The following is a 26,151-nucleotide window of genomic DNA, read 5'->3' as shown; positions in this document are numbered from 1 at the left end:
CTCACCGGTCCCCTCCAACCGGAGTCTCCACACAGCCCCGGAAAATCAGTCCTCGTCATCCACCCCGCCGGACTTACCAGCGCTCATCCGGCCAATTTCCGCAGATCGCTGGGCACATACCTGCGTCGCCCGGTAGAAGGCCGCACGAATACCGCTTTCCTCCAACGCCCGTACCGCGGCGATCGTCGTTCCACCGGGCGAACAGACGTTGGCACGCAGTTCCGACGGCCCGAGATCTCCCTCAAGCATCATGTGCGCTGCACCAGTCAACGTCGAAATCGCCAATTTGGACGCCAGCTCTCTGGAGAGTCCGAGGTTCACTCCACCGTCGATCATCGCTTCAGCGACGAGGAACAGGTAGGCGGGAGACGAGCCGGACATTGCCGTGACGGCATCCATCTGACATTCCTCGACCATGACGACGTCGCCGACAGTATCAAGCAGATCACAGACATGATTCAGTTGGTCTTCACCGACGAAACGGCCCCCTGCCACAGCACACATGCCTCGACCTACCAGCATCGGAGTATTCGGCATGACACGCACGACCGGGGTACCCGCGGACACGACATCCTCCAGGGATTTGAGTGACACCCCAGCAGCCAGTGAGATCACCGTGGTGTCCTCCGGATTGTTGTCGATCGCATCCGAAAGGTCAGAGAGCACTCCCACAGCATCCTTCGGCTTCACGCAGAGGAAAACAATGTCGACACCGTCAATGGCCTGTCGGTTGTCCGTAAAATCAATGACCCCGTAGGCATCACCGAGTTCCTTGCCGCGCTCCGGTCGCCGGTTCGACACATGCACGTCCTTGGCAGAAATTCCACCATTGACGAGGCCTGAGATCAGGGCCTCCCCGATCTTTCCTCCACCGATTACAGCAATCTTCGTCATGGCCTACACCATGCCATGAACACCCCGAGTTCGCAGAAGTCCCCGTTTTATCCGAACTACTCCTGAAACGAACTCATGCCGTGAGCAGCGGACCGAAGGTCACCGCCAGCCCCGCCAGCCCCGCGAGGAACATCGACAGTCCGTCCCTTTCTGTACGCAGGGCATGTACGACACCGATGATGCCGCCAGTGACCGCAACAGCGAGAACAGCCGTGATCGCGGTGTTGAAATGACTCCACAGTTTCTCGAATCCGAAGAAGAGAGCAACACCCACGACGAGACCGAGCAGAATCATCCCGATGACAACCGGAATCGATATCTTTTCGGACTCCCCGGCGCCGAGATCGTCATCGGCATCAGTGGACGGATCATCCTCGACGGCGCCCTCCGTGGCGGAGGTCTCTCCGGAACCTGGGATGACCTCCATCTCGGTCGTTGCCGTGGCCTCATCCACAGCGGGGGTACGGGCGCCCTCCACCGCCTCCGGTCCGGGAACCGGAATCACGGTGCCCGTGGACACCTCCGCAGCCGGTGCAGCGACACGCTCCTGCTGCACCTGGCGGGGAGTGACAGCAGGGAACTCTCCGGTTGTCAGACGAATCGGATCGTCGTCGGTGACGATCGAGAGAACGACGGTCTCCTCCGTACTGGGAACGGTGTTCTCGGTGACTACTGGGGCATCCCCCCGCTCAGGGACATTCGTGGGAGAGGTTTCCGCGGTCACCCGGGTATCGTCCGCATCCCCGATGGCTTCCCCGGAACCGGTGCTCTCACGGTCATCGACAACATCCACACCGTCGTCGTCGGCGGCGGTCTGGGCCGCCATTGCCGCAGAGGTTTCACCCGCCTCCCCGCTTCCCGGGCCAGTCTCCGCACCATGTTCCGTGGTGTCATCCAGCGGCACGCTCGAATGACGGCTCTCTGCAGGTTTGGATTCGACGGCGCGAATGGACCCCGTCAGTTCAGCGACGGAAACCCCACCCTCATCCAGGCTGCGACGGCGACGGCGGCGGGGGACAGAGCCCTCCCCCTGCCCTTCCTCGGCTGCGGCGCGCGCCATCAGCTCCGCCACGGTGAGTTTCTTCTCGCTCATGTGCGCGTCCTTTCATAGTCCATTCCCTGTTCCGTCCGGCGCAGGATCACTCCTTCACGGAGCGCCCAAGGGCAGATCTCCAGTTGCTCCAAGCCAAGCGCACGCATGGCCGCTTCCGCAACCAACGCCCCCGCCACGATCTGGTGGGAGCGGTCGGAACTGACGCCTTCCAGCTCCGCACGATCCGCAGCCGTCATCCGAGAGATGAAGGCGATGAGCTGGCGAAGACCCGGGGCCGTCAGCGTACGCTTCACCCGCGGACCCGCCGAGGACGGGGCGGCCCCAGTGAGCCGTGCAAGCGTCCGGAACGTCTTGGAGGTACCCACTGCGAGTTCCGCCGGTCCGCAACGCTTCATGATCTTCGCCGGTTCCACCAGCTCCGCGTCGATGTAGTCACGTAGAACGTTGATCTTCTTTCTACTCGGCGGATCAGTGTCGAACCATTGGTGGGTCAGCCGACCAGCCCCCAGATCAAGAGAGAACGCGGCATCCGGCGTTTCATCTGTCCCCGTGGACAGTTCCAGGGACCCACCCCCGATGTCGAGGTTGATGATCCGACCTGTCGACCAGCCGTACCAGCGGCGCACCGCGAGGAACGTCAGCTTCGCTTCATCCTCACCGGAGAGAACCTCCAGCCGGACTCCGGTCTCACGCTCGACGGTGTCGATCACATCCTGGCCGTTGGTGGCGGATCGGATCGCAGAAGTGGCAAAGGGAAGAATGTCCTCACAGTTGAGCTGCTTGGTCAGCTCTGAGGCCTCAGCAACCCCCTTCACCAGGCGTTTCACACCTTTCTCGTTGATCGCACCCGCGTCATCGAGATACTCGACGAGCCGCATGGTGGTCTTCCAGTCGCTCATTGCGGTGGGCCGTCCGCCCGCACGGGCATCGACCACCACAAGATGGACCGTGTTGCTTCCCACGTCCAATACACCTAATCGCACATTCCCAGGGTAGACGGTCTAGCGTAGGCAGGTGTGAATTGCCCGCAGACCGAACCCGTGTCGCGACCGGTGCAGTTGGGTTTTCCGGCCAGCTCACCGGCGGCAGCATCGATCCGTTCAGGCGCGGAACTACCACCGGACCATCCTCGAGAATGGTTCGAGTTCTCCGATCCCGGCGATCCCGAGCACGTCTTCTCAATCGACCTGACCTGGCTCGAGTCCTACTATCGGTGCCAGTTCGGCACCGGAGCATGCAAGGGCATAGACGCCACACAGTCCGATGTCGGATGTTGCGTGCACGGTGCCTTTCTCTGCGACGAGGAGGACCGGGAACAACTTGTCGACGCGGTATCCCGGATGCCCGCACACTTCTGGCAGCTCCGCCCCGCCAGCGCCGACGGATGGCTCGCGGAACGCGCGGCAGATCGGGAACCTGACACCCTCGAACCCTGGTTGGAATGGGATGAACTCGACGGAGAGGACGGCGAACCGGAGCCCGCTTTGAAGACGGTGGTCGTCAAAGGGGCCTGCATCTTCGCGAACCGCGCAGGCTGGGCCACCGGCGCGGGATGTGCCCTACACCAGTGGGCCACCGCCACTGGGGAAGATCTCACCGTCGTGAAACCCGAAGTGTGCTGGCAGCTTCCCCTACGACGCCTCGAGGACTGGGAAGACCGCGGCGACGGAACTGAGATCCTACGCACCACAATCACCGAGTACACGCGCCGCGGCTGGGGCGAGGGCGGCGAGGATTTCGACTGGTACTGCACCACGTCACCGGCCTGCCACACGTCCACGCAGCCTGTGTGGTTGAGCCACCGGCAGGAACTGGTCGCGCTAATGGGAGCAGACGCCTATGCGGTTCTCGCTGAGCACTGTGCGCAACGCCGGGCGGCCGCGGACTATCTCCATGATTCCGGCTTCGGAGCGGGCGCTTTACCAGGCATCCCACACCCGGCGACGGCGGCCGCTCACCAGGCCCCGGAACCGGGTGGGGGTGGTGCAGATCAGTCCTCGAACTTGTAACCGAGTCCCCGAACGGTGACCAGGTATCTCGGACGGGAGGGTTCTTCCTCGATCTTCGCACGCAACCGCTTCACATGGACGTCCAGAGTTTTAGTGTCACCCACGTAGTCCGCTCCCCAGACCCGATCGATGAGCTGACTGCGGGTGAGCACTCGTCCGGTGTTCCGCAGGAGATACTCGAGGAGATCGAACTCCTTGAGTGGCATCGCCACCTCTTCTCCGGCAACTGAGACGGTGTGCCGTTCCACATCCATCCGCACGCGACCGGCGGACAGAACCTGGGGGTCTCCAGCTTCATCCTCCACGTCACCGCCACGACGTAGAACCGCGCGGATACGGGCGATCAGTTCCCGGGACGAGTACGGTTTGGTCACGTAATCATCAGCGCCGAGTTCGAGGCCGACAACCTTATCTATCTCGGAATCGCGGGCGGTAACCATGATGACCGGAACGGACGAGGTGGCACGCAGTTGTCGACAGACGTCCGTACCGGACATCCCCGGCAGCATCAGGTCGAGCAACACGATATCGATGTCATTACGTCCGAACTCGATCAGAGCGGTCGGCCCATCAGGGGCGATGATCACTTCAAAGCCCTCCTTCTTCAGAAGGAAGGCCAATGGGTCGGCCAACGACTCCTCGTCCTCCACGAGCAGGATGCGGGTCATGTTGCACGGTCCTTTCTGCGGGCGCGTAGTGGCGCCGGTTTCTTCGTCAGTTCTATGGATTCAGCTAGGTCCACACCATCAGGAGGGTCGTCCTCCCCGGCACGGTGCACGGGAAGAATGAGTGTGAAGGTTGACCCGGTCCCCGGCCTGGACCACAGCGTGATGGATCCACCGTGGTTCGCTGCGACGTGTTTGACGATAGCGAGTCCCAGTCCGGTACCGCCGGTGGATCGCGACCTGGCTTTATCGACGCGGAAGAACCGTTCGAACACGCGTTTCTGATCTTCCGGAGCGATCCCGATCCCCCGATCCGTCACGCGGATGTACACCTCGGATCCATCGTCGGAGACCTTCTGAGACACCGAGACGGTGGTTTCGGAGGGAGAGTAGTTGATGGCGTTGCCGATCAAGTTGGATACCGCGGTGATGAGCAGGCTCGCGTCCCCGTCCACCTCAACACCGGTATCCGCTCCCCGGACCAGGGAGATACCCGCGTTTTCTGCGGACAGTTCGTTACGCGAGAGCGCCTCCGCGATGACGGAGTCCACGGAGACCGGTTCCATGCCTGGGAGTTTCTCGGCACCCTGGAGCTTCGACAGGGAGATCAGTTCATTGATCATGTCGGCGAGCCGGTGTGCCTCCTTGGTCAGTCTTCCCCCGAAATAGCTGACCGACTCCGGATCGTCCGCAGATTCGATGAGCGCCTCGGCGAGCAGCGCCATACCCCCCACCGGTGTCTTGAGCTCGTGGGAGACATTGGCCACGAAGTCCCGCCGAGCCGATTCCATCCGCAGATTCTCCGACTCGTCAGTGCCGTACACGATGACGAACCTGGAATCCACGCGAGTGAGCGGTTTGACGACAGCCTGAACCGCCATCACCCGGCTACCCGCGCGACGGGCCGGCCCCGCGAGGTCGATGACCCGCGACTCCCGGTCTTCGAAGACCTTGAGAGCACACTCCCAGACCTTCTCGTTCAGGGAGCGCTCGTGGACGATACCCATCTCATGCGCCCTGGAATTGGAGAGGACCACGTCCCCCCCACGCCCGACAACGGTTACCGCTGTCGGGGCACCCTGCACGGCGAGGTGCAGTACCTGGGAGACCGTGGTCACCTGATGCTCCGCCAATGTCGCGGCAGAGCGTTTCGTTCGGAGGCGCCGACGGAGGAATTCAACGGCCGGTACCGCCCACAGTGTGAGGATCACACCGCCGACGAACCCCGCCCACACAGACAGAGACACCTGCCGTCAACCTCCGGGTCGTCAGCTTCTGAACCTGATCCGGTTACTTACCACCCTGGGCGGCGACAGCCGCGGCACCGGCTGCTGCTGCCTCGGGATCAAGGTAGGTGCCGCCCGGGTTGAGGACAGCCCCGTTCTCGTCGAGTTCATAGACCAGTGGAATTCCGGTAGGAATGTTCAGACCCGCGATATCCTCATCGGAGATTCCATCGAGGTGCTTGACCAGGGCACGCAGCGAGTTGCCGTGCGCAGCGAGCAGTACGGTCTCACCGGCCAGCGCCCGGGGCAGGATCTCCTCGGTGAAGTACGGCACGAAACGGGCGACGACGTCCTTGAGGCACTCCGTGTCCGGCACCTTGTCCAGATCAGCGTAACGGGGATCGTGTGCCTGGGAGAACTCGGAATCGGCTTCCAGCGCAGGCGGCGGTGTGTCGTAGGAACGACGCCAGGCCATGAACTGTTCCTCGCCGTACTTGTCCTTCGTCTCGGCCTTGTTCAGGCCCTGCAGCGCACCGTAGTGACGCTCGTTGAGACGCCAGTCACGGACGACGGGGATCCAGTGTCGGTCTGCGGCGTCCAGAGCGAGATTCGCCGTGTTGATCGCTCGGCGCTGCAGAGAGGTGTAGACCACGTCCGGCAGGATGTCGTTCTCGCGCATCAGTTCACCACCGCGGCGGGCTTCGTCGCGACCCTGATCAGTCAGGTCGACGTCCACCCACCCGGTGAACTGGTTCGAGGCGTTCCACTGGCTCTGGCCGTGGCGGAGCAGAATTAGCTTTCCGGTACTCATGACCACCATTGTTCCACGCCCCGCCACATCGTGCCGGAACCGGCGGAAAAGCCCAGGCAGGATTCACCGGATGTTCACACTGACGTCACCGCGGATGACGGTCGGCCGCCGCCCGGCGCGAATAACAGCGTTCCGGTGTGTATCCGATGACTTCGCGGTACAGATCCGCGAGGTGTGCAGCCGTCCTCGGCCAACTGAATTCCGCGGCGTGGACAACCGCGGATTCCCCCATGGCGATCCGCAGCTCATCGTCATCGAGCACCCGGGCCAGTGCATCCGCCCAGTCCGCCGCCTCATGCGAGTCGACCAGTACTCCGGTCTTCCCCTCCGCCACCGCGATCGGGAGTCCACCGACCCGGGATGCCACGACCGGGGTTCCCGCGGCCTGTGCCTCGATCGCGACCAGTCCGAAGGACTCGTTGTAGCTCGGCACGGCGACGACATCCGCAGCCCGGTAAACGGTGACCAGCTCCTCCGGGGGACGGGGATCCAGGAAGCGGATGCGTCTTTCGACCCCCAGTTCCTCCGCCAGATCCCGGTACTGTTCCGGAGTCGCGGATCGACCGGATGGTCCACCGCAGATGATGACACGGAGATTGCGCTGCGGATCTCTCTCGGCTAGTTCCGCAACCGCCCGGATCAGCACCTGCGGTCCCTTGAACTCTTGAAGTCTGCCGACGAACGCCACGACCTTCGCGTGCAGTGGGATTCCGAGTTCCCGGCGGCATCGTTCGGTGGCGCGCTCGGTACCCGGAGTGAACAATTCTGTGTCGGCCCCCGGGGGGATGACGGTTATTGAATCGGGTTCCGCGTCATAGTGGCGTTCGAGGTTCAGGGCTTCCTCCCGCGTGTTGACGACGAGCTGATCGGCGTTGTCCACGATCTGTTGTTCACAGATCCGGCGGGCTTCCGATTCCGGAGAGTCCGCTGCGCTGAGGTGTTCGTTCTTCACCGCAGCCAGCGTGTGTGCCGTATGCACCAGTGGAACCTGCCAGATGTCCCGGAGCAACCACCCGACCTGGCCGGACATCCAGTAGTGGGAGTGGATCACGTCATAGGCCAATGCCCCGCACCGGGCGAACAACAGGATTCCCCCGGCGAAGGCTGTGAGCTGGGTGGGCAGCGCCTCCTTGTCCAGTCCCTCGTAAGGGCCGGCGACAATGTTAACCACCCTGAGATTCGGTTCAACCTCGACCACTTCCCCCTGGCTGGGGCGAGTCGCACGGGTGAACACGTCCACCGAGATTCCCATCCGCGCCAGTTGGCGGGCCGTGGAGGCAATATAAACGTTCATCCCCCCGGCGTCACCACTACCCGGCTGCTGCAGTGGTGATGTATGCATGGAGATCATCGCGACGCGCATGCGAGCCATCCTAATTCGACGATGCATGAGGTTCCCACGCGGTCGGAAGGTGAGTGATCACTCACCTTCCGACGCTATACTCGGGAAGTACTGACGTTCTCCGAACCGGATGAGAAAAACACCGGTAACGACCGTTGCGCGATTCATCGCGCCTGTTCACCGGCCACCATCCACGACATCGACACCGCTGCGGGCGTTACGTACGCCCATCTGTGAGCAATCCTCCTACGAAGGGACACCATGTCGGCACTTGAATCAAAAGCCTGGCTCGACCATTACGCGGACTGGACGCCGCACAGTCTCGAGTACGGCGATGCAACGCTGATCGACCACTACAACAACAACCTGGCGGTCAACGGTGATAAGAACGCCACCCGTTTCTTCGGCCGTACGCAGTCCTACAGTGAGCTCGACCGGCAGGTCCGCCGGGCGGCCGCTGGCCTCCGCGCCTTCGGTGTCCGGCGCGGTGACCGGGTCGCACTCCTGATGCCGAACTGTCCACAGCACATTGTCGCGTTTTATGCGGTCTTGAAACTCGGTGCCACCGTCGTCGAACACAATCCCCTCTACACCGCCCACGAACTGGAACACCCGTTCAACGACCACGGTGCCCGGGTCGCCATCTGCTGGGACAAGTCTGCGGGAACCCTGGAGAAGCTCCGCGGCCGCACACACCTGGAGACGATCATCAGCGTCAACATGACCGAGGCCATGCCCCGTGGCCAGCAGCTCCTCCTTAAGCTGCCTCTGCCGATGATCCACAAGATGCGGGACCGCTTGACTGCACAGGCACCGAACACGGTCCCGTGGGAGGCTCTCATCGGGCAGGCGATCGGCGGCGACGGCCGCACCCTGGAAGACCCGGAGATCACGAAGGACGACATCGCTCTGATCCTCTACACCTCCGGCACCACCGGTGCCCCCAAGGGCGCGCAACTGAGTCACGCGAACCTCGTCGCCAACATCATCCAGGGCAAACACTGGGTCCCCGGACTCGGTGAAAAGGATGAGGTGCTCCTCGCAGCATTGCCGATGTTCCACGCCTACGGCCTGACCATGAACGTCACGCTCGGAGTTTTCATCGGTGGCGAGATCATTTTGCTGCCCGCCCCGGACCTGAAGCTCATCATGAAGGCGATGCAGAAGAACACCCCCACCTGGCTGCCCGGCGTCCCGGCACTCTACGAGCGCATCGTGGAAGCGGCCGAGTCCGCTGGGGTGGACATCTCCGGCGTACGCAACAGCTTCTGCGGCGCTTCCACTCTGCCAGCCCGGACGGTCGAACGGTGGGAGCGCTACACCGGTGGACTCCTCGTGGAGGGCTACGGCCTCACCGAGACCTCACCGATCATCGTCGGAAACCCGATGACACCCGAACGCCGCCCCGGCTACGTCGGGGTGCCCTTCCCCGACACCGAAGTGCGGATCGCCGACCCGGATAACCTCGACGTCACGGTTCCGGACGGCCAGGAAGGCGAGGTTCTCGTCCGCGGACCCCAGGTTTTCCAGGGCTACCTCAATCAACCGGAAGCCACTGAGAAGTCCTTCCACGACGGCTGGTACCGCACCGGGGACGTCGGGGTCATGGAGCCCGACGGGTTCATCCGCCTGGTGGCACGCATCAAGGAGGTCATCATCACGGGTGGTTTCAACGTCTATCCCGGTGAGGTGGAGGAGGCGCTGATGGCGCACCCCGACGTCGCAGACGCCACCGTGGTGGGAATGCCCCGCTCAGACGGTTCGGAGTCGGTCGTGGCGGCGATCACCCTCGCAGAAGGCGCTGCCCTCGACCCCGAGGGATTGAAGGAGCACTGCCGTGAGCTGTTGACCAGGTACAAGGTTCCCCGGCGGTTCTACCACTTCGATGAGATGCCGCGGGACCAGATCGGCAAGATCCGCCGCCGGGAGGTCCGGGACCAGCTCGTCGAACGGTACGGCAGCACGGAAGAGAAGAAGGCGCTAAAGGAATCCAAGGAAAACCGGGGGGCGTAGCCTTTTCCCCCGACAGGAACGGCCCACCCGAATGGAAAATACCTCGAGCGGGCCGTTCCTGTATCTCCTGCCGTTCTCAGGGAAACGGAGACACTCATCCGTCGATGTCGACACCGACCCAAACCGGCTCCGGGTGCAGGGTGACGCCGAACGCCTCCCGAACCCCGGCTCGCACTTCACGGGCGAGTGCCACGAGATCTGCGGTCGTGGCCCCTCCCCGGTTCGTCAACGCGAGGGTGTGGCGGGTGGACAACCTGGCTTGCGCGTCCGGGCCTGGATATCCTTTGACGAACCCGGCGCGCTCGATGAGCCATGCCGCCGAAAGCTTCGACAGCCCTTCACCTGCGGGATAACAGGGCATCGCATCCGCGACGGCGGCACCGTGCAGGGCGGCCACGGCGACCCGCACGTCCGTGACGTCACTGTCGGCGATGACGGGATTGGTGAAGAACGACCCGGCGGACCAGGTGTCGTGGTCCGCCGGGTCGTGGACCATCCCTTTTCCGCGCCGCAGTTCGAGGACGGCATCCCGCACCAGGGCCGCCGGTCGACGTACACCGTCGGTGGCCCCGACATCGGCGGCGGTCACGCCCAATCGCCGGGCGAGTTCACCGAACCGGAGTGGTGCGCTCAATCCATCGGTGCGGAGGTTAAGCTCGATTGCGAGGAGGACACCCCTGTCCGTGTGTTTCAGGTTCGAGGTGCGGTAGCCGAGTTCGAGCGCTGCGGCTGGCACCCAGTCGACGGTACCTGTACTCCGGTCGAGCAGGAGTACCCGGGTGAGTACATCGGCGATCTCCGCTCCGTAGGCCCCGACATTCTGTACCGGCGTGGCACCGGCGCTCCCGGGGATGCCGGAGAGGCACTCGATCCCGCCTAGTCCCGCGTCGATGGAGGCGGCGACGACGTCGTCCCACACGGCTCCCGCTTCCGCACGCAGAACCCCCCGTTCTACGTCGATGTGAACATCCTTGCAGTCCACAACGACAGCAACCAACGGCAGATCACCATCTGCGACGACGAGGTTCGAGCCTCCTCCCACCACCAACACCGGAAGGTCGAGGGCGTCAGCGCGCATGACTGCAACGCTGAGCGCGGCCGTCGTCGCGCAGCGGACGGCTCCGACCGGGCGCCCTCCGAGGTGGAGGGTCGTGACGTCGGAGAACCGGAAATCGTGATCGAACCGGATGCTGTCAATATTCTGGAGAGCAACATGGAGTTCGTTGAATCTGTGGGCCAGCGATGAAGGAGACACCCCCTTAACGGTAGTCTTAACCCATGACCACGCGTAAAGAGAACACTGCAACCGTCAATTTTCCGCCGGCAGCGGTCCACGCTGCACTGACCAACCGCGAGTACTGGGAGTACAACGTCGCCAACCTCTCCTCTGAGGCCGGTGAGGTGCATTCCTTCGAGGAGGTCGACGGAGGCGTCGAGATCGTGCTCTACGAGGTCATGCCAACCGACCTCCTGCCCGAGGCGGTTCGCGCGATGATCAGCCAGGCGCTGAAGATCAAGCGCACCGTGAAGATCGGTCCGCTGAACGGAACCGAGGCCGAGGGCCGTTACGTGGCGGATGTCAAGGGCGCCCCCGTGGACTTCGCCGGCGACCTGAAGCTGACCGGTGATGACGCCACCGCCACGATGCACTACAACCACGAGATCAACGTCACGGTTCCGTTCATGGGTCCCGCCATCGAACCGAAGGTCGCGGACGCCGTCGCCGAGCTAACGGTCACCGAGGCCGAGCTGACGGAGAAGTGGATCTCCGAGAACAACTGACTCACAGCACCCTTCATGGCCGATCACGCGCATAATCTAGCAGCGGATTTCTCCGCCAGCCGTGGTCGGCCCATCGGTGTGTCCACCCGTGGCACCACTAACCGGAACCGGCTCCGTAGATGCGACCGGTGGATGGTGCATGAACCGCGTATCCGGCAAATCGTGCGGCGGGCAGAGTCCCCGTTGGCCCTCGACGTCGGATATGGTGCCTCTGACACCACGACGGTTGAGTGGGCACAGTGGCTGCGTACGCTCCGTCCGGACATCACCGTCACCGGGTTGGAGATCACCCCGGAGCGGGTCCTTCCCCCCAGGGACGGGGTCACTTTCGAGCTCGGCGGATTCGAACTCGCCGGGCACACTCCACACCTTGTCCGTGCCTTCAATGTACTTCGCCAATACGACGTCGAGCAGGTGCATCCAGCATGGGAAACCGTGATTTCACGGCTCGCACCGGGCGGTCTCTTCGTCGAGGGGACCTGTGATGAGCTGGGACGCCGGGGCAGTTGGGTGCTTCTCGACGCCCACGGCCCGGTCTCGCTCACCCTCGCCTGGGACCCCTTCGATGTGGAACGCCCCTCCGACGTCGCAGCCCGGCTCCCGAAGATCCTCATCCACCGGAATTTCCCGGGTGAGGCAATCCACGATCTTCTGACCGCAGCCGATCGTGCCTGGGAGTACGCGGCCGGTTGGGCCCCGCACGGGCCACGCGTCCGGTGGCGGGAGGCCCGCCGTATCCTTGCCGGATCGGGAATCCCCCTCACCCCCATCCGACGTCCGGTCAGGGATTGCCTCCTCACCGTGCCCTGGTCCGTCATTGCTCCTGAAGAAAATGTGGCGACCTTCTAGCAGTAGGAAAACCATGGCCCCTGATCCGGTGGCTTAACCGAGCTAACTGTACAGTCGCAGCAGGTTTCTCGACGGCATTCCTCCACGTCCGAGTAACATCACCAGCGGATGTGGCACCGGAGGACAAGATCAGGAACACTGGGAAAAATGAGTAGACCTGTGAGCAAAAAACGTGGTTCCATCTGGTGGAAGATTCTGCTGGGAATCGTTGTCTCCCTGTTGATCATTCTCCTGATCGCCGAAATCGCCCTGAGAATGGTGATATCGAAGGAGCTCAAGGATGATTTCGATGAGCAGGCCACCCTGAACGGAGTGGTCACCAGCCGCGAACCAGACATCGGGTTCGGTCCGACCCCGCTCCTGCTCTCTATCGCCACCGGGACGATTCCCACCGTTAACGTCTCCACACCGGCCACACTCCAGATCACCCGCAATGGGAGTAACGGTGGGCCGGATATCAAGGGAACGCCCGCAGCGGATATCCACATCACCGATCTCGCACTACGAGATCCCGATGGCCCCGTTGCCGGTCACATCACCATCGAAACCAAGATCCCCGACGATCTCATGCTCGCCCAGGTGCAGGCTGCGATGGCCGAGCAGACGAGCATCGCCGGAGACGGACTCGCGGGAGCACTCCTGCAGAACCTCGTTCAGGTCACCGACATCCGGACGGATCCGGAGACGGACACCCTCGATGTCGAGTTCACGGATGGCGCGGCGAGGCTCATCATCAGGCCAAGTGCCGTGGACGGCCAGCTCCAGATGGAAGCGACGGAAACCCGACTGTTCGGTTTCACGCTCCCCGATGAGGTGACAGGAGCCATCAGCAAGGCGCTGAAGTCCAGTGCTCCAGAACTCGGCGAGGGTATGCGGATTGATACTGTCTCCGTACGGCGAAACGGCATGCACCTCAAACTCAGTGGTGAGAACGTCAATCTCGACGAGGTTGGTTGACAGCCGCCTACTCAGCCCTCGGAGTCACCAGCGGCGGCGTCGAGAAGCGCAGATGCCGCCGCGCCGACGGATAGTCGGGTGGCACCCGCCGCCACGAGTTTCCGGACTTGTCCAATCGTCGTGATTCCTCCGGCAGCTTCAATACCGAGACCGTGCCCGACCTCCTCCGCAATGATCCCGATAATCTCCGGTGTGGCACCGGGGCAGTCCACCCAACCGGTCGAGGTTCGGATGTAGTTCGCCCCCGCAGTGCGTGCCGCCCGGGCCGCAGTACGGATCTCCGCCTCCCCGACGAGTCCCGTCTCGATGATCACCTTGAGGGTCACCGGTGCAGGGACGGCTTCACGGACAGCCACGATTTCCCCGATCATCCGGTTGGTGTCCCCCGTCCGAACCGCAGCGAGGTCGATCACGACGTCCACCTCATCGGCCCCCGATTCGACGGCCAGGCGAGCCTCCGCGGCCTTGATCAACTGATGGTGTCCACCCGAAGGAAAACCACAGACTGAGACGACCCTCAGACCGAACCCGTCCGCAGCGCTCGTCGCGTGCAGCATCGACGGCGTCACACAGACCTGCCCGACGCCTAGCTCCAGTGCTTTCGACACATGCGCACGGACTTCCGCGGTGGTCGCCCACGGGGTATCGAGAGTGTAGTCGATCATGCGGGCTAGACGGTCACGGGTGAGGGAATCATTCATGGTTCACGAGCCTAGCCTGTTCGAGGACGGACCGGCCGATCTACAGTGGTTGACCACCGGGGTAGAATTCGTGAAATGAGCAACGCCCACAACTCCCACACCGTACCCGTCGCCGAACGCCAACTGGTTCTTACTCTCGGCTGCCCCGACACCACGGGAATCGTCGCCCGTCTCTCCACCTTCGTGGCCCAGCACGGCGGATGGATTACTGAAGCGGACTATTTCACGGATCCTGACTCCGGGTGGTTCTTCACCCGACAGGCACTCCGGGCAGAATCGCTCGACACCCCGGTCGACGTGTTCCGGGAGGAGTTCGACAAGGTGGCCGCTGAGTTCGGTGCTGCGGCCCGCTGGCGGATCTGGGATACGGCCCGTACCAAGCGGGCTGTCATTCTGGTTAGTAAAGAGGGACATTGCCTCCATGATCTCCTGGGACGCGTCGAGCAGAACGATTACCCGATGGAGGTTGCGGCCGTCATCGGTAATCACGAGGATCTGCGCGGTATTGCGGAGAACCACGGTGTCCCCTTCCACCATGTTCCGTTTCCCAAGGATGCGGTCGGTAAGCGCGCGGCATTTGACCGGGTTGCGGAGCTGGTCAACGAACACGAACCGGACGCCGTCGTCCTTGCTCGATTCATGCAGATCCTCCCCCCGGACCTCTGTGAAATGTGGGAGGGCCGGGCCATCAATATCCACCACAGCTTCCTGCCGTCGTTCATGGGCGCCCGCCCCTACCACCAGGCATACAAGCGGGGCGTGAAGCTGATCGGCGCCACCTGCCACTACGCCACCTCCGCGCTGGATGACGGCCCCATCATCGAGCAGGACGTCATTCGGATCACCCACAAGGACACCCCAGCAGACATGCAGCGTCTCGGTCGGGATGCCGAGAAGATCGTTCTCGCCCGTGGACTCCGCTTCCACCTTGAGGACCGGGTCCAGGTCTACGGCAACCGCACGGTCGTCTTCGACTGATCCGACGTTGTCCGCCGGGATGGTCTACGGCGGATATGGAGATGCCCCGGATGGTCCCACACGGAACCAACCCGGGGCATCGTCACATCTGCTTCACCAGGTGGTCTCCCCGTCCACGATATCCTTCAGTTCGGGGCGTACATCAAACCAGTAGATTCCGATGATGACCATGCCTGCCCAGTACATGAACGGGATGACCAGGAACAGCGCAATCCCGGAACCGACGAGTAATCCCACCCAGACCCACTTCTGCTGCCTGTCTGCAGCGGTATAAGCGTCCTCGCGTGTCGCCGCACACAATGCCGCCCCGATGATGCCGAGTAGACCGACGACCGCCATCAGAAGGCGGCTGATGTCCTCGATAGCTTTAAGCGCAGTGAAGATGTAGATGTCCATGTCGGACCGGGGTCCTTTCCGGGATCGGGTTGAACGGGGTGGGACCTAACCCGGTGGCACCCCGTGGGACTTACTTTCCGGGTTCGGTTTCGTCACCTTCGTGGACGACTTCTCCGTCGATGATATCGGCGGCCTCCTGTTTCTCCGAACCGGAGTCCTGGACCCGTGTGCGGAGATCATCGAGCCGTTCGCCTCCGGTGTTCTTCAGATCGCGAACCACTTCCCCCGCCCGTGCAACGAGGTCGTCGACGGCACTGCGAAGTTCGTCGACTGTGGAGGCGTTCTCTGCAGCATCCGTGTCGCGACTGCCCCTGCTGCTGCGCTCACGGAGTGCCTCGACCGCTTCATCGAAGGTACGGCGGGTGGACTCCACTGCCTCCTGAAATGCGGTGCGTGCCTGCTCGGCCGCCTCGGTGTCCCGGGCCTGTCCGGCTGCATTGCGGACGGAGTCGGACAGATCCCGCAGTGTGTTCTCAGCGGTTGCCGCGAACCCGGCGACCGCTGATTTCGCTTCCTCTGTGGAACGGGCTGAGCCGAGATTCTCAGCGGCTTTCTTGGCTTCGTCCGCGGTTTCCTCAACACGTTCTCCGACCGCTTCACTGGCCGAATCCGCATCCTCGCGCTTATCCACGTGGCGCAGATCGGCGCGGAGTTTGTCCCCCAGTTCACCCACTAAGGGCCCCAGGGAAGCTCCGGCGCTGACCCAGGCGTTGAACGGCTCGCGGAGCTTCTCCAGTGCCTCAGCCAGCACACCGCTGTCGCGTCCACCCGCGGATGCCGACTTGTCAGATGCGGTTGTGTCCTCGTGTCCCTTGTCGTTCGGGGTTGTGGGGGCCATGTGAAACTCCTTCTGTGATGGGCTATCAGATCGGTGCCTGCAGGTCACCCGTCAAGCGCCGAAAAGCAGGTGGGATACGGCGTAGATACCGAGTCCGGCCAACGCGCCGACGATGGTGCCGTTAAGTCGAATGTACTGGAGATCCTTCCCGACCATCAGCTCGATCTTCTCCCCGGCTTCATCCGCGTCCCAGCGCTCGACCGTCTCGCTGATGATAGAGGTGATTTCTTCCGCATAGTTGTCTGCGAGGAAAGCAGCCGCCCCGGTGACACGTCGGTCGAGTGATTCGCGGAGCGCCGCATCGTCAAGGAGGTTGTTTCCCCAGGTGATCGCAAGCTCTCTGGTCTTAGACCGCAAGAGGGAGTCGCGATCGGCGGACGCACTGAGCAAGGACCTCGATGCACTACGCCAGATGGTTGCCGCCGCCCCCTGTACCGGAGTGGACCCCATGATGTCCCGTTTTATCTTCTCCACACGCCCGATCATCTCCGGATCATTCTGGAGGTCGGTGGAGAGCTGTCGAATGAAACGCCGCACGGCCTGCCGCGCCTCGTGTTCCGGGTCAGCGGCGACGGCAGCGGTCCACTCGACCAATTCCCGGTGCACTTTGTCCCCGATCACGTCATTCAGTATCTGGGGGGCCCAACTGGGTCGCCGTTCGTCCAGCATCCGGGTGATGAAGGGACCGGCGTCCTCGGCCTTGATGTGTAGCCAGTGCACGAGTTCATCGACGATGGGTTCGGTCTTCCCTTCCTCGATGAGCTGGCCGATGAGTTTGCCTGCGGGAGGTCCCCACTCCGGTTCTGCAAGTTTTTCGATTAACGTCGAATTGATTACCGCTTCAGCGTCTGCGGGATCCAGCGCGGTGATGATCTTTCCGGTGAGTCGCCCGATCTCCCTGGACACGGTCTCGGCGTTGTCTGGCTCCGACAACCAACGTCCGAGCCTGTTGGGGATCCCGGCCGCGCGTACCTTGGCGGTGATGAGCTCCGCGTTGAGAAAGTTTTCCCCAACGAAACCACCGAGAGACTCACCGATCTGGTCCTTCTTGTTGCGGACGATGGCGGTGTGGGGGATGGGCAATCCGAGGGGCCGACGGAATAATGCGGTAACTGCGAACCAGTCAGCAAGACCGCCGATCATCCCCGCTTCGCTCGCAGCCCGGACGAAACCCACCCAGGGGTCGACTCCACCGGGCCGGGTCTCCAACCATCTGCAGAACAGGAAGATCGCAGCGGCGATGATGAGGAGACCGGTGGCAAAAGCCTTGTAGCGCCGCAACTGTCGACGCCGTTCAGCCTCTACCTCGGGAGAAGGCCCTGGGACGGCCAGGGGTTCTGCATCCCTGTGCGTGGTGAATTCATGTGTGCCCATCGCACCATTATGACGGTTACCCTCCGATTTACGGGTATCGCCGCAGTCAGAACTGGCTCTGCGCGACAGCGCTCCGCCACGGAGGTTCAGCATCCCACAGTTCAATGGCACGTGGAATGAGACTGAGTGCGACAAGAACGGTGAACACGGTGATCAGAATCCAGAGAATCTTGCGTTGCATTCCGATGATTCTACCGATCCCAACAACGAAAAGACCCCACAGCTTCCCGAATTGGGCCTGCTGAGGGGTCAGTGCATGTGCCGCTTCTAGGGTTCAGTGCCGACCGGTGCGTGCGGCGTACTCGCGGTAGTAGCGGCGCCCGTGATGGATGAGCCAGAAGCCACCCACGAGGAACGCTGCCGCGATGATGGAACCGATGATGGCTACGGTTCCCCAATGCGGCTGGCTTCCTACGGACCATGAGCCGAGGCCGTAGACCAGGCCACCGAACCCAGCGAGGGACGCCAGAATCAACCCCATCCCGGCCCACGTGGACAAGCGAAGAAGTGAGGAGTGCTGTGCGTCGAGGCTGGAGGGATGGTAACCCTCGACGTAGTGTGGCTCACCCTCGAACAGTGGGAACGACTGCTCGGATTTCACCGGATTAGCGGACATAGCGGTTGCTGCCTTTCGTCATCGTACCGTCGGCCCGGATTCATCGAACGATGACCCTAGGCATCCTTTGCGGTGAAGGCCGCGCGGGCCCTCTCTTTGTTGATGGCCGCGACTGCGGTGAGCGGAATCCCGGCCGGACACACGTCCGCGCATTCACCGAACAGTGAGCACGGCCCGAAGTTGGTCTCAAGCTCATCAACCATATTACGCGCCCGACGACCCCGTTCATTCTTACCCAGGGGCATGAGCGAAAGGTGAACCAGCTTCGCTCCGGTAAATAGGTGTGCAGCCCCGTTGGGGCAGGCTGCAACACAGGCTCCGCAACCGATGCAGGCCGCATGGTCGAGCGCGAGCTCAGCGGTCTGATGGTTCATGTGCAGCGTGTCGGCATCCGGGGCGGTACCGGCATTCACCGATACGTAACCACCCTGCTGCATGACCCGGTCGAGTGCGGAGCGGTCGACAATCATGTCCTTGATCACCGGGTACGCGGCAGAACGCAGGGGTTCCAGCTTGATGGTGTCACCGTCGGAGAAGTTGAACAGCCGCTGCTGACAGGATGGCTTGTTCTGTTCGGGCCCATGTGGACGACCGTTAACCGTCAGACCGCAGGTACCACAGATACCCTCACGACAGTCAGAGGCGAAGGCAAAGGGTTCCTTGCCCGACTCAATCAGTGTTTCGTTGACGTGGTCCAGAAGCTCCAGGATGGACATCTGCTCCACGGCATCGGGAACATCGATGGACTCGTAGTGACCCTCGGTCGTGGGTCCGGCCTGGCGCCAGATCTCGAGATGCAGTTTCATTACTTGTAATTCCTTGTCTGCAGAGGGATCGCTTCGAAGTACAGCGGCTCAGCGTGGCGGATGAACTTATTCTCGCCATTCGGTTCCCAGGCGGAGACGAAGCACCAGTTCAGGTCGTCACGCTCGGCTTCGCCCTCATCGGAAAGGTGGTCATCGCGGAAGTGCGCACCGCAGGACTCGTCACGGTCCAGGGCGTCGACGCACATGAGCTCGCCGAGATCGATGTAGTCGGCGACTCGGTTGGCGTACTCGAGAACCTGATTCATCTCGTCAGCATTACCGGTGATGTTGAGGTCATTCCAGAACTCCTTGCGCAACGCACGGATCTTCTCGATCCCGTCCGCGAGGTCTTTGATGTTCCTGGCCACACCACAGGAGAAGTAGAGGATGTCCCCGAGCTTCCGGTGGAAGAACTCAGGACCGTGGGTGCCCTTGATATTCATGAGCTTGTCCAGCCGCGCCTGTGCACGTTCGACAGCTTCGACGGCGACCGCGTCATCTTCCGCCATACGTTCGGACCCCAGCAGCGGGCCAAGGTAGTTCGGAACGGAGAACGGGAGCGTGAACCATCCGTCAACGGACGCAGAGAGCAGCGAGTTCGCTCCCAGGCGGTTGGCACCGTGGTAGGTCCAGCCTGCTTCGCCACCGGCGAACAGGCCTTCGATGGAGGTCATCATGTTGAAGTCGGTCCACAGCCCCCCCATGGTGAAGTGACAGGTGGGAGCAATCCGCATCGGAGTGACGTAGGGGTCCTCGCCGATGGTCTCCTCGTACATCTGGAAGAGGTTGGAGTAACGCTCGCGGATCGTGTCCTTGCCGAGGCGCTCGATCGAGTCCCGGAAGTCCAGGTACGCGGAGTTGTGCATCGGACCACAACCGAGACCGGCGTTGATCTGCTGTGAGATCGCGCGGGAAGCGACGTCACGGGGAACTAGGTTACCGAATGCCGGGTAGCGCCGCTCAAGGAAGTAATCGCGCTCATCCTCGGGGATCGAGTTCGGGTCGCGGTCGTCCTTCGGTTCCTTCGGAGACCAGATGCGCCCGTCGTTGCGGAGAGACTCCGACATGAGAATCGTCTTGGACTGCCATTCCGAGTTGACCGGCAGGCCGGTCGGGTGGAACTGGATGAAGGACGGGCTGGCCATGTAGGCACCGTGGTCGTATGCACGCATGATGGCGGAGGCGTTCGAGTTCTTCGCCAACGTCGACATGTAGTAGACGTTTCCGTAGCCACCGGTGCAGAGAATCACCGCATGACCAGTATGTGCTGTGATTTCCCCGGTGATGAGGTTACGCATGACCGCGCCGTGACAGCGCTTGGTCCCGTCCGCCTCTTCTTTGACGATGAGGTCGACCATCTCATTGTGCGTGAAGATCTCCACCGAACCGAGGTGGATCTGGCGCTGCAGCGCAGCCGCGGCGGAAAGCTGGAGCTGCTGGCCGGTCTGTCCACGGGTGTAATAGGTGCGTGAAACCTGCACACCGCCGAATGACCGGGTAGCGAGGGTGCCACCGTACTCACGGGCGAAGGGGGCACCGATCGCGTTCATGTGGTCGATGACACGCACGGATTCGTAGGCGAGGCGCCAGCAGTCCGTCTCACGGCAACGGTAGTCGCCACCCTTGACGGTGTCCTTGACGTGGCGGTAAGCGCCGTCGTTGTCGACCTTCTTGCCCCGGGCGGAGTTGACGCCACCCTGGGCGGCAATCGAGTGGGCACGCCGAGGAGCATCATGGTAGGTGAAGGCCTTGACGTCATAGCCAAGCTCACCGAGAGCTGCCGCCGCACCGCCGCCGGAGAGGCCGGTGCCGATGACGATGATGCGGAATTTACGACGGTTCAGCGGTGAGACCAGGTTGTAGTGGTCCTTCTGCCATTCCCAGGCGTCCTTCATCGGGACCCCCTTGGGGGCGTGGTCTTCGAGGATCCGCCCCGGGGTTACGCCCTCGACGCAGGAGAGCGGCTGGACGAAGTCGGGCTTGGTGGCGGTTTCAGAGTGAGTGCTCATAGTGTGATTACCTTCCGTGGCCTAGTGGATCCAGCCGAGGGCGATGGCCAGCGGGATGGAGATGTTGCCCACCATGACGGCAGCAGGTACCAGGTAGGAGACGAACAAGAGGACGGCACGGGTGCGGTGCCCGGTGATCCCCAGGTCACTGACTGCGGTGAACAGTCCGTGGGAGAGGTGCACGAAAAGCACGACCATCGCAGCGATGTAGAAGATCGCCACAGGCCAGCGGCTGAAACTCGCGACCATGTTCGCGTAGACCGCCCCGTGCTCGAAAACCTCTGAGGCGGCGGGCTGGACGCCAAGGGTCAGGTCGAGGATGTGGAAGACGATGAACAGCAGGAGCACCAGACCGGAAACGATCATGGTGCGGGTGGCGAAAGAACTCAGGCCACCCATCAGATTGGTTCGGCGGAACTTACCGCGTGACTGATGTGCGCGTCCGGTCAACGCGAATGCACCGTAGACGTGCAGAATCAGAGCGGTGAGCAGAACGATACGGAAGATCCAGAGCACGCCTTCACGGGGAACGAGCGGTTCACCGACGGTTCGGAGAAACTCCCCGTAGACGTCGATCGCCGGCTCACCGTCATGGGCGGGCAGGAAGATCTTCAGGTTTCCGATCATGTGGATGAGAACAAAGCCGCCAAAGATGAGTCCGGTCACGGCCATCGTCAGCTTCAGCGCCCAGCTCGGAACCTTCGGCCGCTCACGCAGCGGTTTCTCAGTAATTTTGCCGTGACGGATTGCGTCACGGTCCATATCTTTAATAGTCATGGCACCTCCAGTGTTGACCTAACCTTACGGCGCGTTAATCCCGCCAAACCAGCCGTTAATGAACCCGGTGATGTAGCTCACACGCCTCAACCCTGCCGCTTTAATGAACTTTAGGGTAGCGTTACCTCTTTTTGACATTCCCTCATGACCAATCCAGCGTCCCCACCAGCCGAAACAGTGGCATATTTAGAGAAATATCTCAGGATGTGATCTCTGACACGTGATAAGGGTTTGTCGTGTCACGCCTACCCCATTCGGGATCAATCTTTAGTTGAATCTACCCCCGCACCACTCGCAGTACCGCAATTAAGCCCCCCAATCACCCCCCGCGGGACCACGCAACCTCACCAGAACAACCATCTAGCCACACCTGCAGAGCCAAGCCACCCAAGATGCCACCGATGGCAGACACCCAGGGGCAGTCAAGTAACCGGCGACAATCGCCCACACCGCCAGCAGTGGACAGAAGCAATGCAGGCCACGCCCTCATCCCCCCGACAGAGATCACCACCCCTCGCACCAGCGGCGGACAACTCCCCCCGTTTCACAGACATCCGCAAAGCTCCGCCGCCCGAGATTTTCCATCTCCCCCAGTTCGAGGGGTATTGCAGATATGTGCATTCCACGAGCAAACACCTGCAAAGGGAATACGCCCTCACTTAGACTACGGTCCATGAGTAAGACGTATGTGGGCTCCCGATTGCGGCAACTTCGACGCGAACGCGACCTCAGCCAAGCTTCCCTGGCTGCAACGCTGGGCCTTTCGGCGTCTTACGTCAACCAGATCGAACACGATGTGCGCCCGCTCACAGTCCCGGTCCTTCTCCGGATCACGGAGGCATTCGGTGTGGACGCCACATTCTTCTCCCGAGACGACGATTCGCGTCTTCTCGCGGAAGTACAAGATGTGGTCCTCGACCGGGAGATCTGCCCGGATCCAGTGGAACTCCAGGAACTCTCCGAGTTGGTGTACAACCATCCCTCACTCGCGAGAGCGATGGTGGACATGCACCGCCGCTACCGAAACGTCAGGGACAAACTCTCCCTGGCCACCGACGCACGCCACTTCCCGCCGCAACCGGAAATCGGTCTCCGCGCCGTCGACAACCCACTCGGAATGCCACACGAAGAGGTCCGGGACTTCTTCTACTCACGCCAGAACTATCTCGATGAACTGGATACCTCGGCAGAGATTCTCTCCGTCAAGGTCAATCCGGATCCCACCGATCCGAGCGAGACGGAGGCATCGATCACCCGGAGGCTCTCCCGGCACGGAATCTCAGTACGGAAGGGGACAGGGCAGAAGGGTACCCTGCACCGGTTCGACCCTGAGAAGGGCGTGATATTCCTCTCCCCTCGATTGACCAGCGGCCAACGTTCCTTCCGGATGGCGGCCGAGCTGGCGCACCTCGAGGCACCCGACCTCGTCTCCGAAGCAGTCGACGGTGGACACTTCACCTCGGAAGAATCCAGAATCCTCGCCATCCGGGGCGTCGGGAGCTACTACGCGGCCGCACTGCTCATGCCGTACCAACGTTTCCACGCAGAAGCCGAACACTCCAGATACGATATCGAGTATCTCAGCCAATTATTCAGTACCGGGTACGAGACCATCTGCCACCGACTGTCCACGCTCCAGAGACCGCAGATGAGGGGGATCCCCTTCACCTTTGTCCGCGTGGACCGTGCGGGCAACATGAGCAAACGGCAGTCTGCGACGGGTTTCCACTTCACGCATTCCGGCGGGACCTGCCCCCTCTGGAACGTCTACGAGACCTTCACCAATCCGGGCACGATCATGCGTCAGCTCGCACAGATGCCCGATGGCAGGACCTACCTGTGGATCGCGCGTACCGTGCACCACCACCGCAGTCGCTTCGCAGAACCGGGGAAACTCTTCGCTATCGGGCTCGGATGCGAAGCCCGCCACGCGGAACGGACGGTCTACGCGGAAGGACTCGACTTGAGGAATCTCAACGCCGCCACTCCGATCGGCGCAGGATGCCGTGTGTGCTCCAGAACCGACTGTGCACAGCGCGCATTCCCACCTGTGCACCGACCACTGAAAATCGACGCACACACCTCGACCGTCGCCCCCTACTGATCCCGTCCCGGATACGTGGGGAACGACACGGGCACGGATTCGAATCACGGCAAAGACAAGGGCCGTACCGGTTTACCGGTACGGCCCTGGAACAGTGTCGATCAGAGGTTGATCATGTGTCCGGAGATGCCCTCGACAGCTTCCTTCATCGCTTCGGAGAGCGTCGGGTGGGTATGCACGTTTCGCCCGACCTCTTCAGCGGTGAGATCGAAGCGCTGAGCCAGGGTCAACTCGGGCAGCAGCTCGGACACGTTGGATCCGACCATGTGCGCACCGATCAGTTCACCGAACTCGGCGTCGGCGACGACCTTGACGAAACCGGCCGGTTCGCCTAGCCCCTGCGCCTTACCATTCGCGGAGAACGGGAACGTGGCGGTCTTGATCTCCCAACCGCGCTCATCAGCCAGCTCACGGGCTCGTTCCTCGGTGTATCCAAAGGAAGCCACCTGCGGGTTACAGAACGTGGCACGCGGCATCATCATGTAATCGCCCAGCTCCATCGTCTCGGCACCCGCGATCGTCTCGGCAGCGACAACCCCCTGCGCCTCTGCGACATGTGCGAGTTGAAGCTTCGCGGTGACATCACCGATGGCATAAATGTGCTTGACGTTGGTGCGCATGCGCTCGTCAATATCGATGGCGCCACGCTCAGTGAGCTTCACGCCCGCCTTGTCCAGACCGAATCCCCCAACCCGGGGAGCGAAGCCGATGGAGACCATAACCCGGTCGACGGTGAGGGTGTCGGATTTCTTGCCGTCCTTCGACTCGACGTCAACCTCGACGCTGTCGCCGTTGTCTCGGACCGCGGTGGTCTTGTGTCCCGTCAGGATCTTCACACCGAGCTTCTTGTACTCCTTGGTGATCGCCTTGGAAACATCCGCGTCCTCGTTGGGCAGTACCCGGTCCATGAACTCAACTATGGTGACGTCAACACCATAGTTGGAGAGCACGTAGGCGAACTCCATACCGATGGCACCCGCCCCGACGATGACCATGGATTCAGGCAAATCCTTGTCGAGGATCTGCTCCTCGTAGGAGACGATGTTGCCGCCGATTTCGATCCCGGGCAACGAACGCACGACTGAGCCGGTGGCGATGATGCAGTTGTCGAAGGTGACCTTCTTTCCCGCATCGTCACCGTCCGTAACCTCAATGGTGTGATCATCAACGAAAGAGCCCAGTCCGTTGATCTCATCTATCTTGTTTTTCTTCATCAGATAGTGGACACCCTTGACGATGCCTGCGGACACCTTCCGCGACCGGTCATGCGCCACGCCGAAATCAAAGGAGACGTCACCGGAAATGCCGAAGAGCTTCGCCTCATGATTAAAGGTGTGGGCCACCTCCGCATTCTTCAGCAATGCCTTCGACGGAATGCAGCCCACGTTCAGGCACACTCCACCCCAGTACTGCTTCTCGATGACGGCAACCTTCTTGCCGAGCTGGGAAGCACGGATGGCGGACACGTAGCCACCGGGACCCGCGCCGAGTACAACAACGTCATAATGTTCAGTCACACGCACAAGGATACGTGTCCGTGCAAGGAATGTCGTGCAAATGCCCCACCAATTCGCGGGCAGCACCCGACAGTCACCCTACGGCGGAACCCGGCCCCACCCCACAGACACCGGAAGTACCGCCCACCCGCACGGAGCCCAAGCTGAAACGAGGGGTCCACCGTACACCTGGGTGCGTGGTGGACCCCTCGTTCTGTCCCCCGGAAATCAACGCTCACGCGAAGCCCGGGAACACTGGGTACTGATCTCAGAAACGCCCTACTCCGTGAGAGAGTGCACTGGTCACGGAGGAACCCGCATGAGCGATGACCCCGAGGAAATTGTTGATCATGAGAATGATGGGTTCGAGTGCCTGCATCAGATTATTCTGCCTTTTCAGTCGAAGGGTGTCGGCTCCGGGCATGGAACCGGGGAAGTACCGGAGTACCACTGT

At 61.9% G+C, this 26,151-nt stretch carries 25 protein-coding genes; 7 read left to right on the top strand and 18 right to left on the bottom strand.

From position 1 onward, the window contains the following. Nucleotides 1-45: 45 nt before the first annotated feature. The 3 genes from proC to QWU43_RS06880 all read right to left on the bottom strand — a co-directional run bounded on the left by proC (nucleotide 46) and on the right by QWU43_RS06880 (nucleotide 2,931). Nucleotides 46-894, bottom strand: a complete 849-nt coding sequence (gene proC / locus QWU43_RS06890) for a pyrroline-5-carboxylate reductase (RefSeq protein WP_370917462.1) — start codon at nucleotides 892-894, stop codon at nucleotides 46-48. Nucleotides 895-967: 73 nt separating this feature from the next. Then, a complete protein-coding gene (locus tag QWU43_RS06885) occupies nucleotides 968-1,987 on the bottom strand; it encodes a hypothetical protein (RefSeq protein ID WP_370917461.1) in 1,020 nt (339 codons plus the stop codon). After that, a complete protein-coding gene (locus QWU43_RS06880; protein WP_370914624.1) occupies nucleotides 1,984-2,931 on the bottom strand; it encodes a hypothetical protein in 948 nt (315 codons plus the stop codon). Before QWU43_RS06880 ends, QWU43_RS06885 begins: the two co-directional genes overlap by 4 nt. Before the next feature lie 33 nt (nucleotides 2,932-2,964). On the opposite strand from QWU43_RS06880, the gene QWU43_RS06875 reads away from it, so the two are divergent. After that, entirely contained in the window at nucleotides 2,965-3,957 is a 993-nt protein-coding gene (locus QWU43_RS06875; protein ID WP_370917460.1) for a hypothetical protein, read from the top strand. Here the strand turns inward: QWU43_RS06875 and QWU43_RS06870 are convergent. The 4 genes from QWU43_RS06870 to mshA all read right to left on the bottom strand — a co-directional run bounded on the left by QWU43_RS06870 (nucleotide 3,939) and on the right by mshA (nucleotide 8,022). Next, on the bottom strand, nucleotides 3,939-4,625 hold the full coding sequence (locus QWU43_RS06870) for a winged helix-turn-helix domain-containing protein (RefSeq protein WP_370914626.1): 687 nt from the start codon (nucleotides 4,623-4,625) through the stop codon (nucleotides 3,939-3,941). The two genes, QWU43_RS06875 and QWU43_RS06870, sit on opposite strands and share 19 nt — an antisense overlap. Further along, nucleotides 4,622-5,863 (bottom strand): sensor histidine kinase, encoded by a 1,242-nt coding sequence (locus QWU43_RS06865; RefSeq protein ID WP_370914907.1) that lies wholly within the window; start codon nucleotides 5,861-5,863, stop codon nucleotides 4,622-4,624. The genes QWU43_RS06870 and QWU43_RS06865 overlap by 4 nt, the downstream gene beginning before the upstream one ends. A gap of 49 nt (nucleotides 5,864-5,912) precedes the next feature. Continuing rightward, the gene (locus QWU43_RS06860) at nucleotides 5,913-6,659 is read right to left on the bottom strand and encodes a phosphoglyceromutase (RefSeq protein ID WP_370914627.1); all 747 of its coding nucleotides are present in this window, start codon (nucleotides 6,657-6,659) and stop codon (nucleotides 5,913-5,915) included. An 85-nt stretch (nucleotides 6,660-6,744) separates the two neighbouring features. Next, nucleotides 6,745-8,022: a D-inositol-3-phosphate glycosyltransferase gene (mshA, locus tag QWU43_RS06855; protein ID WP_370914628.1), complete on the bottom strand. Its 1,278-nt coding sequence runs from the start codon at nucleotides 8,020-8,022 to the stop codon at nucleotides 6,745-6,747. A gap of 240 nt (nucleotides 8,023-8,262) precedes the next feature. Here mshA and QWU43_RS06850 point away from each other — a divergent pair, with 240 nt between their 5' ends. Beyond that, on the top strand, nucleotides 8,263-10,014 hold the full coding sequence (locus QWU43_RS06850) for a long-chain-fatty-acid--CoA ligase (RefSeq protein WP_370914629.1): 1,752 nt from the start codon (nucleotides 8,263-8,265) through the stop codon (nucleotides 10,012-10,014). Nucleotides 10,015-10,108: 94 nt separating this feature from the next. Here QWU43_RS06850 and QWU43_RS06845 read toward each other — a convergent pair whose 3' ends face one another. After that, nucleotides 10,109-11,269 (bottom strand): UDP-N-acetylmuramate dehydrogenase, encoded by a 1,161-nt coding sequence (locus QWU43_RS06845; protein ID WP_370914630.1) that lies wholly within the window; start codon nucleotides 11,267-11,269, stop codon nucleotides 10,109-10,111. 23 nt (nucleotides 11,270-11,292) lie between these two features. Here QWU43_RS06845 and QWU43_RS06840 point away from each other — a divergent pair, with 23 nt between their 5' ends. The 3 genes from QWU43_RS06840 to QWU43_RS06830 all read left to right on the top strand — a co-directional run bounded on the left by QWU43_RS06840 (nucleotide 11,293) and on the right by QWU43_RS06830 (nucleotide 13,602). Continuing rightward, the gene (locus QWU43_RS06840; protein ID WP_370914631.1) at nucleotides 11,293-11,796 is read left to right on the top strand and encodes a DUF2505 domain-containing protein; all 504 of its coding nucleotides are present in this window, start codon (nucleotides 11,293-11,295) and stop codon (nucleotides 11,794-11,796) included. Between the two features lie 15 nt (nucleotides 11,797-11,811). Beyond that, a complete protein-coding gene (locus QWU43_RS06835; RefSeq protein WP_370914632.1) occupies nucleotides 11,812-12,645 on the top strand; it encodes a class I SAM-dependent methyltransferase in 834 nt (277 codons plus the stop codon). 147 nt (nucleotides 12,646-12,792) lie between these two features. Next, entirely contained in the window at nucleotides 12,793-13,602 is an 810-nt protein-coding gene (locus tag QWU43_RS06830) for a DUF2993 domain-containing protein (RefSeq protein ID WP_370914633.1), read from the top strand. Nucleotides 13,603-13,613: 11 nt separating this feature from the next. On the opposite strand, the gene deoC is transcribed toward QWU43_RS06830, so the two are convergent. Beyond that, on the bottom strand, nucleotides 13,614-14,303 hold the full coding sequence (gene deoC / locus QWU43_RS06825; protein WP_370914634.1) for a deoxyribose-phosphate aldolase: 690 nt from the start codon (nucleotides 14,301-14,303) through the stop codon (nucleotides 13,614-13,616). 75 nt (nucleotides 14,304-14,378) lie between these two features. On the opposite strand from deoC, the gene purU reads away from it, so the two are divergent. Then, nucleotides 14,379-15,281 (top strand): formyltetrahydrofolate deformylase, encoded by a 903-nt coding sequence (gene purU, locus QWU43_RS06820; RefSeq protein ID WP_370914635.1) that lies wholly within the window; start codon nucleotides 14,379-14,381, stop codon nucleotides 15,279-15,281. A 93-nt stretch (nucleotides 15,282-15,374) separates the two neighbouring features. On the opposite strand, the gene QWU43_RS06815 is transcribed toward purU, so the two are convergent. From QWU43_RS06815 to QWU43_RS06780, 8 genes are all read right to left on the bottom strand, one after another. After that, on the bottom strand, nucleotides 15,375-15,620 hold the full coding sequence (locus QWU43_RS06815) for a DUF2516 family protein (protein WP_370917629.1): 246 nt from the start codon (nucleotides 15,618-15,620) through the stop codon (nucleotides 15,375-15,377). Between the two features lie 127 nt (nucleotides 15,621-15,747). Then, nucleotides 15,748-16,515 (bottom strand): CGLAU_01105 family protein, encoded by a 768-nt coding sequence (locus QWU43_RS06810; protein ID WP_370917459.1) that lies wholly within the window; start codon nucleotides 16,513-16,515, stop codon nucleotides 15,748-15,750. A 51-nt stretch (nucleotides 16,516-16,566) separates the two neighbouring features. Beyond that, on the bottom strand, nucleotides 16,567-17,889 hold the full coding sequence (locus tag QWU43_RS06805) for a DUF445 domain-containing protein (RefSeq protein ID WP_370917458.1): 1,323 nt from the start codon (nucleotides 17,887-17,889) through the stop codon (nucleotides 16,567-16,569). Between the two features lie 46 nt (nucleotides 17,890-17,935). Beyond that, on the bottom strand, nucleotides 17,936-18,070 hold the full coding sequence (locus tag QWU43_RS06800; RefSeq protein ID WP_370914638.1) for a hypothetical protein: 135 nt from the start codon (nucleotides 18,068-18,070) through the stop codon (nucleotides 17,936-17,938). A gap of 93 nt (nucleotides 18,071-18,163) precedes the next feature. Next, nucleotides 18,164-18,505: a hypothetical protein gene (locus QWU43_RS06795; RefSeq protein WP_370914639.1), complete on the bottom strand. Its 342-nt coding sequence runs from the start codon at nucleotides 18,503-18,505 to the stop codon at nucleotides 18,164-18,166. A gap of 56 nt (nucleotides 18,506-18,561) precedes the next feature. Next, complete coding sequence (locus tag QWU43_RS06790) at nucleotides 18,562-19,311, bottom strand: succinate dehydrogenase/fumarate reductase iron-sulfur subunit (protein ID WP_370914640.1); 750 nt, start codon at nucleotides 19,309-19,311, stop codon at nucleotides 18,562-18,564. Then, entirely contained in the window at nucleotides 19,311-21,320 is a 2,010-nt protein-coding gene (locus QWU43_RS06785; protein WP_370914641.1) for a fumarate reductase/succinate dehydrogenase flavoprotein subunit, read from the bottom strand. Before QWU43_RS06785 ends, QWU43_RS06790 begins: the two co-directional genes overlap by 1 nt. Nucleotides 21,321-21,341: 21 nt before the next feature. Then, nucleotides 21,342-22,097: a succinate dehydrogenase cytochrome b subunit gene (locus QWU43_RS06780; protein WP_370914642.1), complete on the bottom strand. Its 756-nt coding sequence runs from the start codon at nucleotides 22,095-22,097 to the stop codon at nucleotides 21,342-21,344. A 673-nt stretch (nucleotides 22,098-22,770) separates the two neighbouring features. Between QWU43_RS06780 and ramB the strand changes: the two genes are divergently transcribed. Beyond that, nucleotides 22,771-24,201: an acetate metabolism transcriptional regulator RamB gene (gene ramB / locus QWU43_RS06775; protein ID WP_370917457.1), complete on the top strand. Its 1,431-nt coding sequence runs from the start codon at nucleotides 22,771-22,773 to the stop codon at nucleotides 24,199-24,201. A gap of 101 nt (nucleotides 24,202-24,302) precedes the next feature. On the opposite strand, the gene lpdA is transcribed toward ramB, so the two are convergent. Next, nucleotides 24,303-25,718, bottom strand: coding sequence for a dihydrolipoyl dehydrogenase (gene lpdA, locus QWU43_RS06770; RefSeq protein WP_370917456.1), 1,416 nt, complete (start codon nucleotides 25,716-25,718; stop codon nucleotides 24,303-24,305). Nucleotides 25,719-26,151: the final 433 nt, after the last annotated feature.

Source organism: Corynebacterium sp. CCM 9204, from assembly GCF_041357695.1.
Classification (GTDB): Bacteria; Actinomycetota; Actinomycetes; order Mycobacteriales; family Mycobacteriaceae; genus Corynebacterium.
Note: the sequence above shows the minus strand (reverse complement) of the source record. Positions and strands in the feature narration are given on the sequence as shown.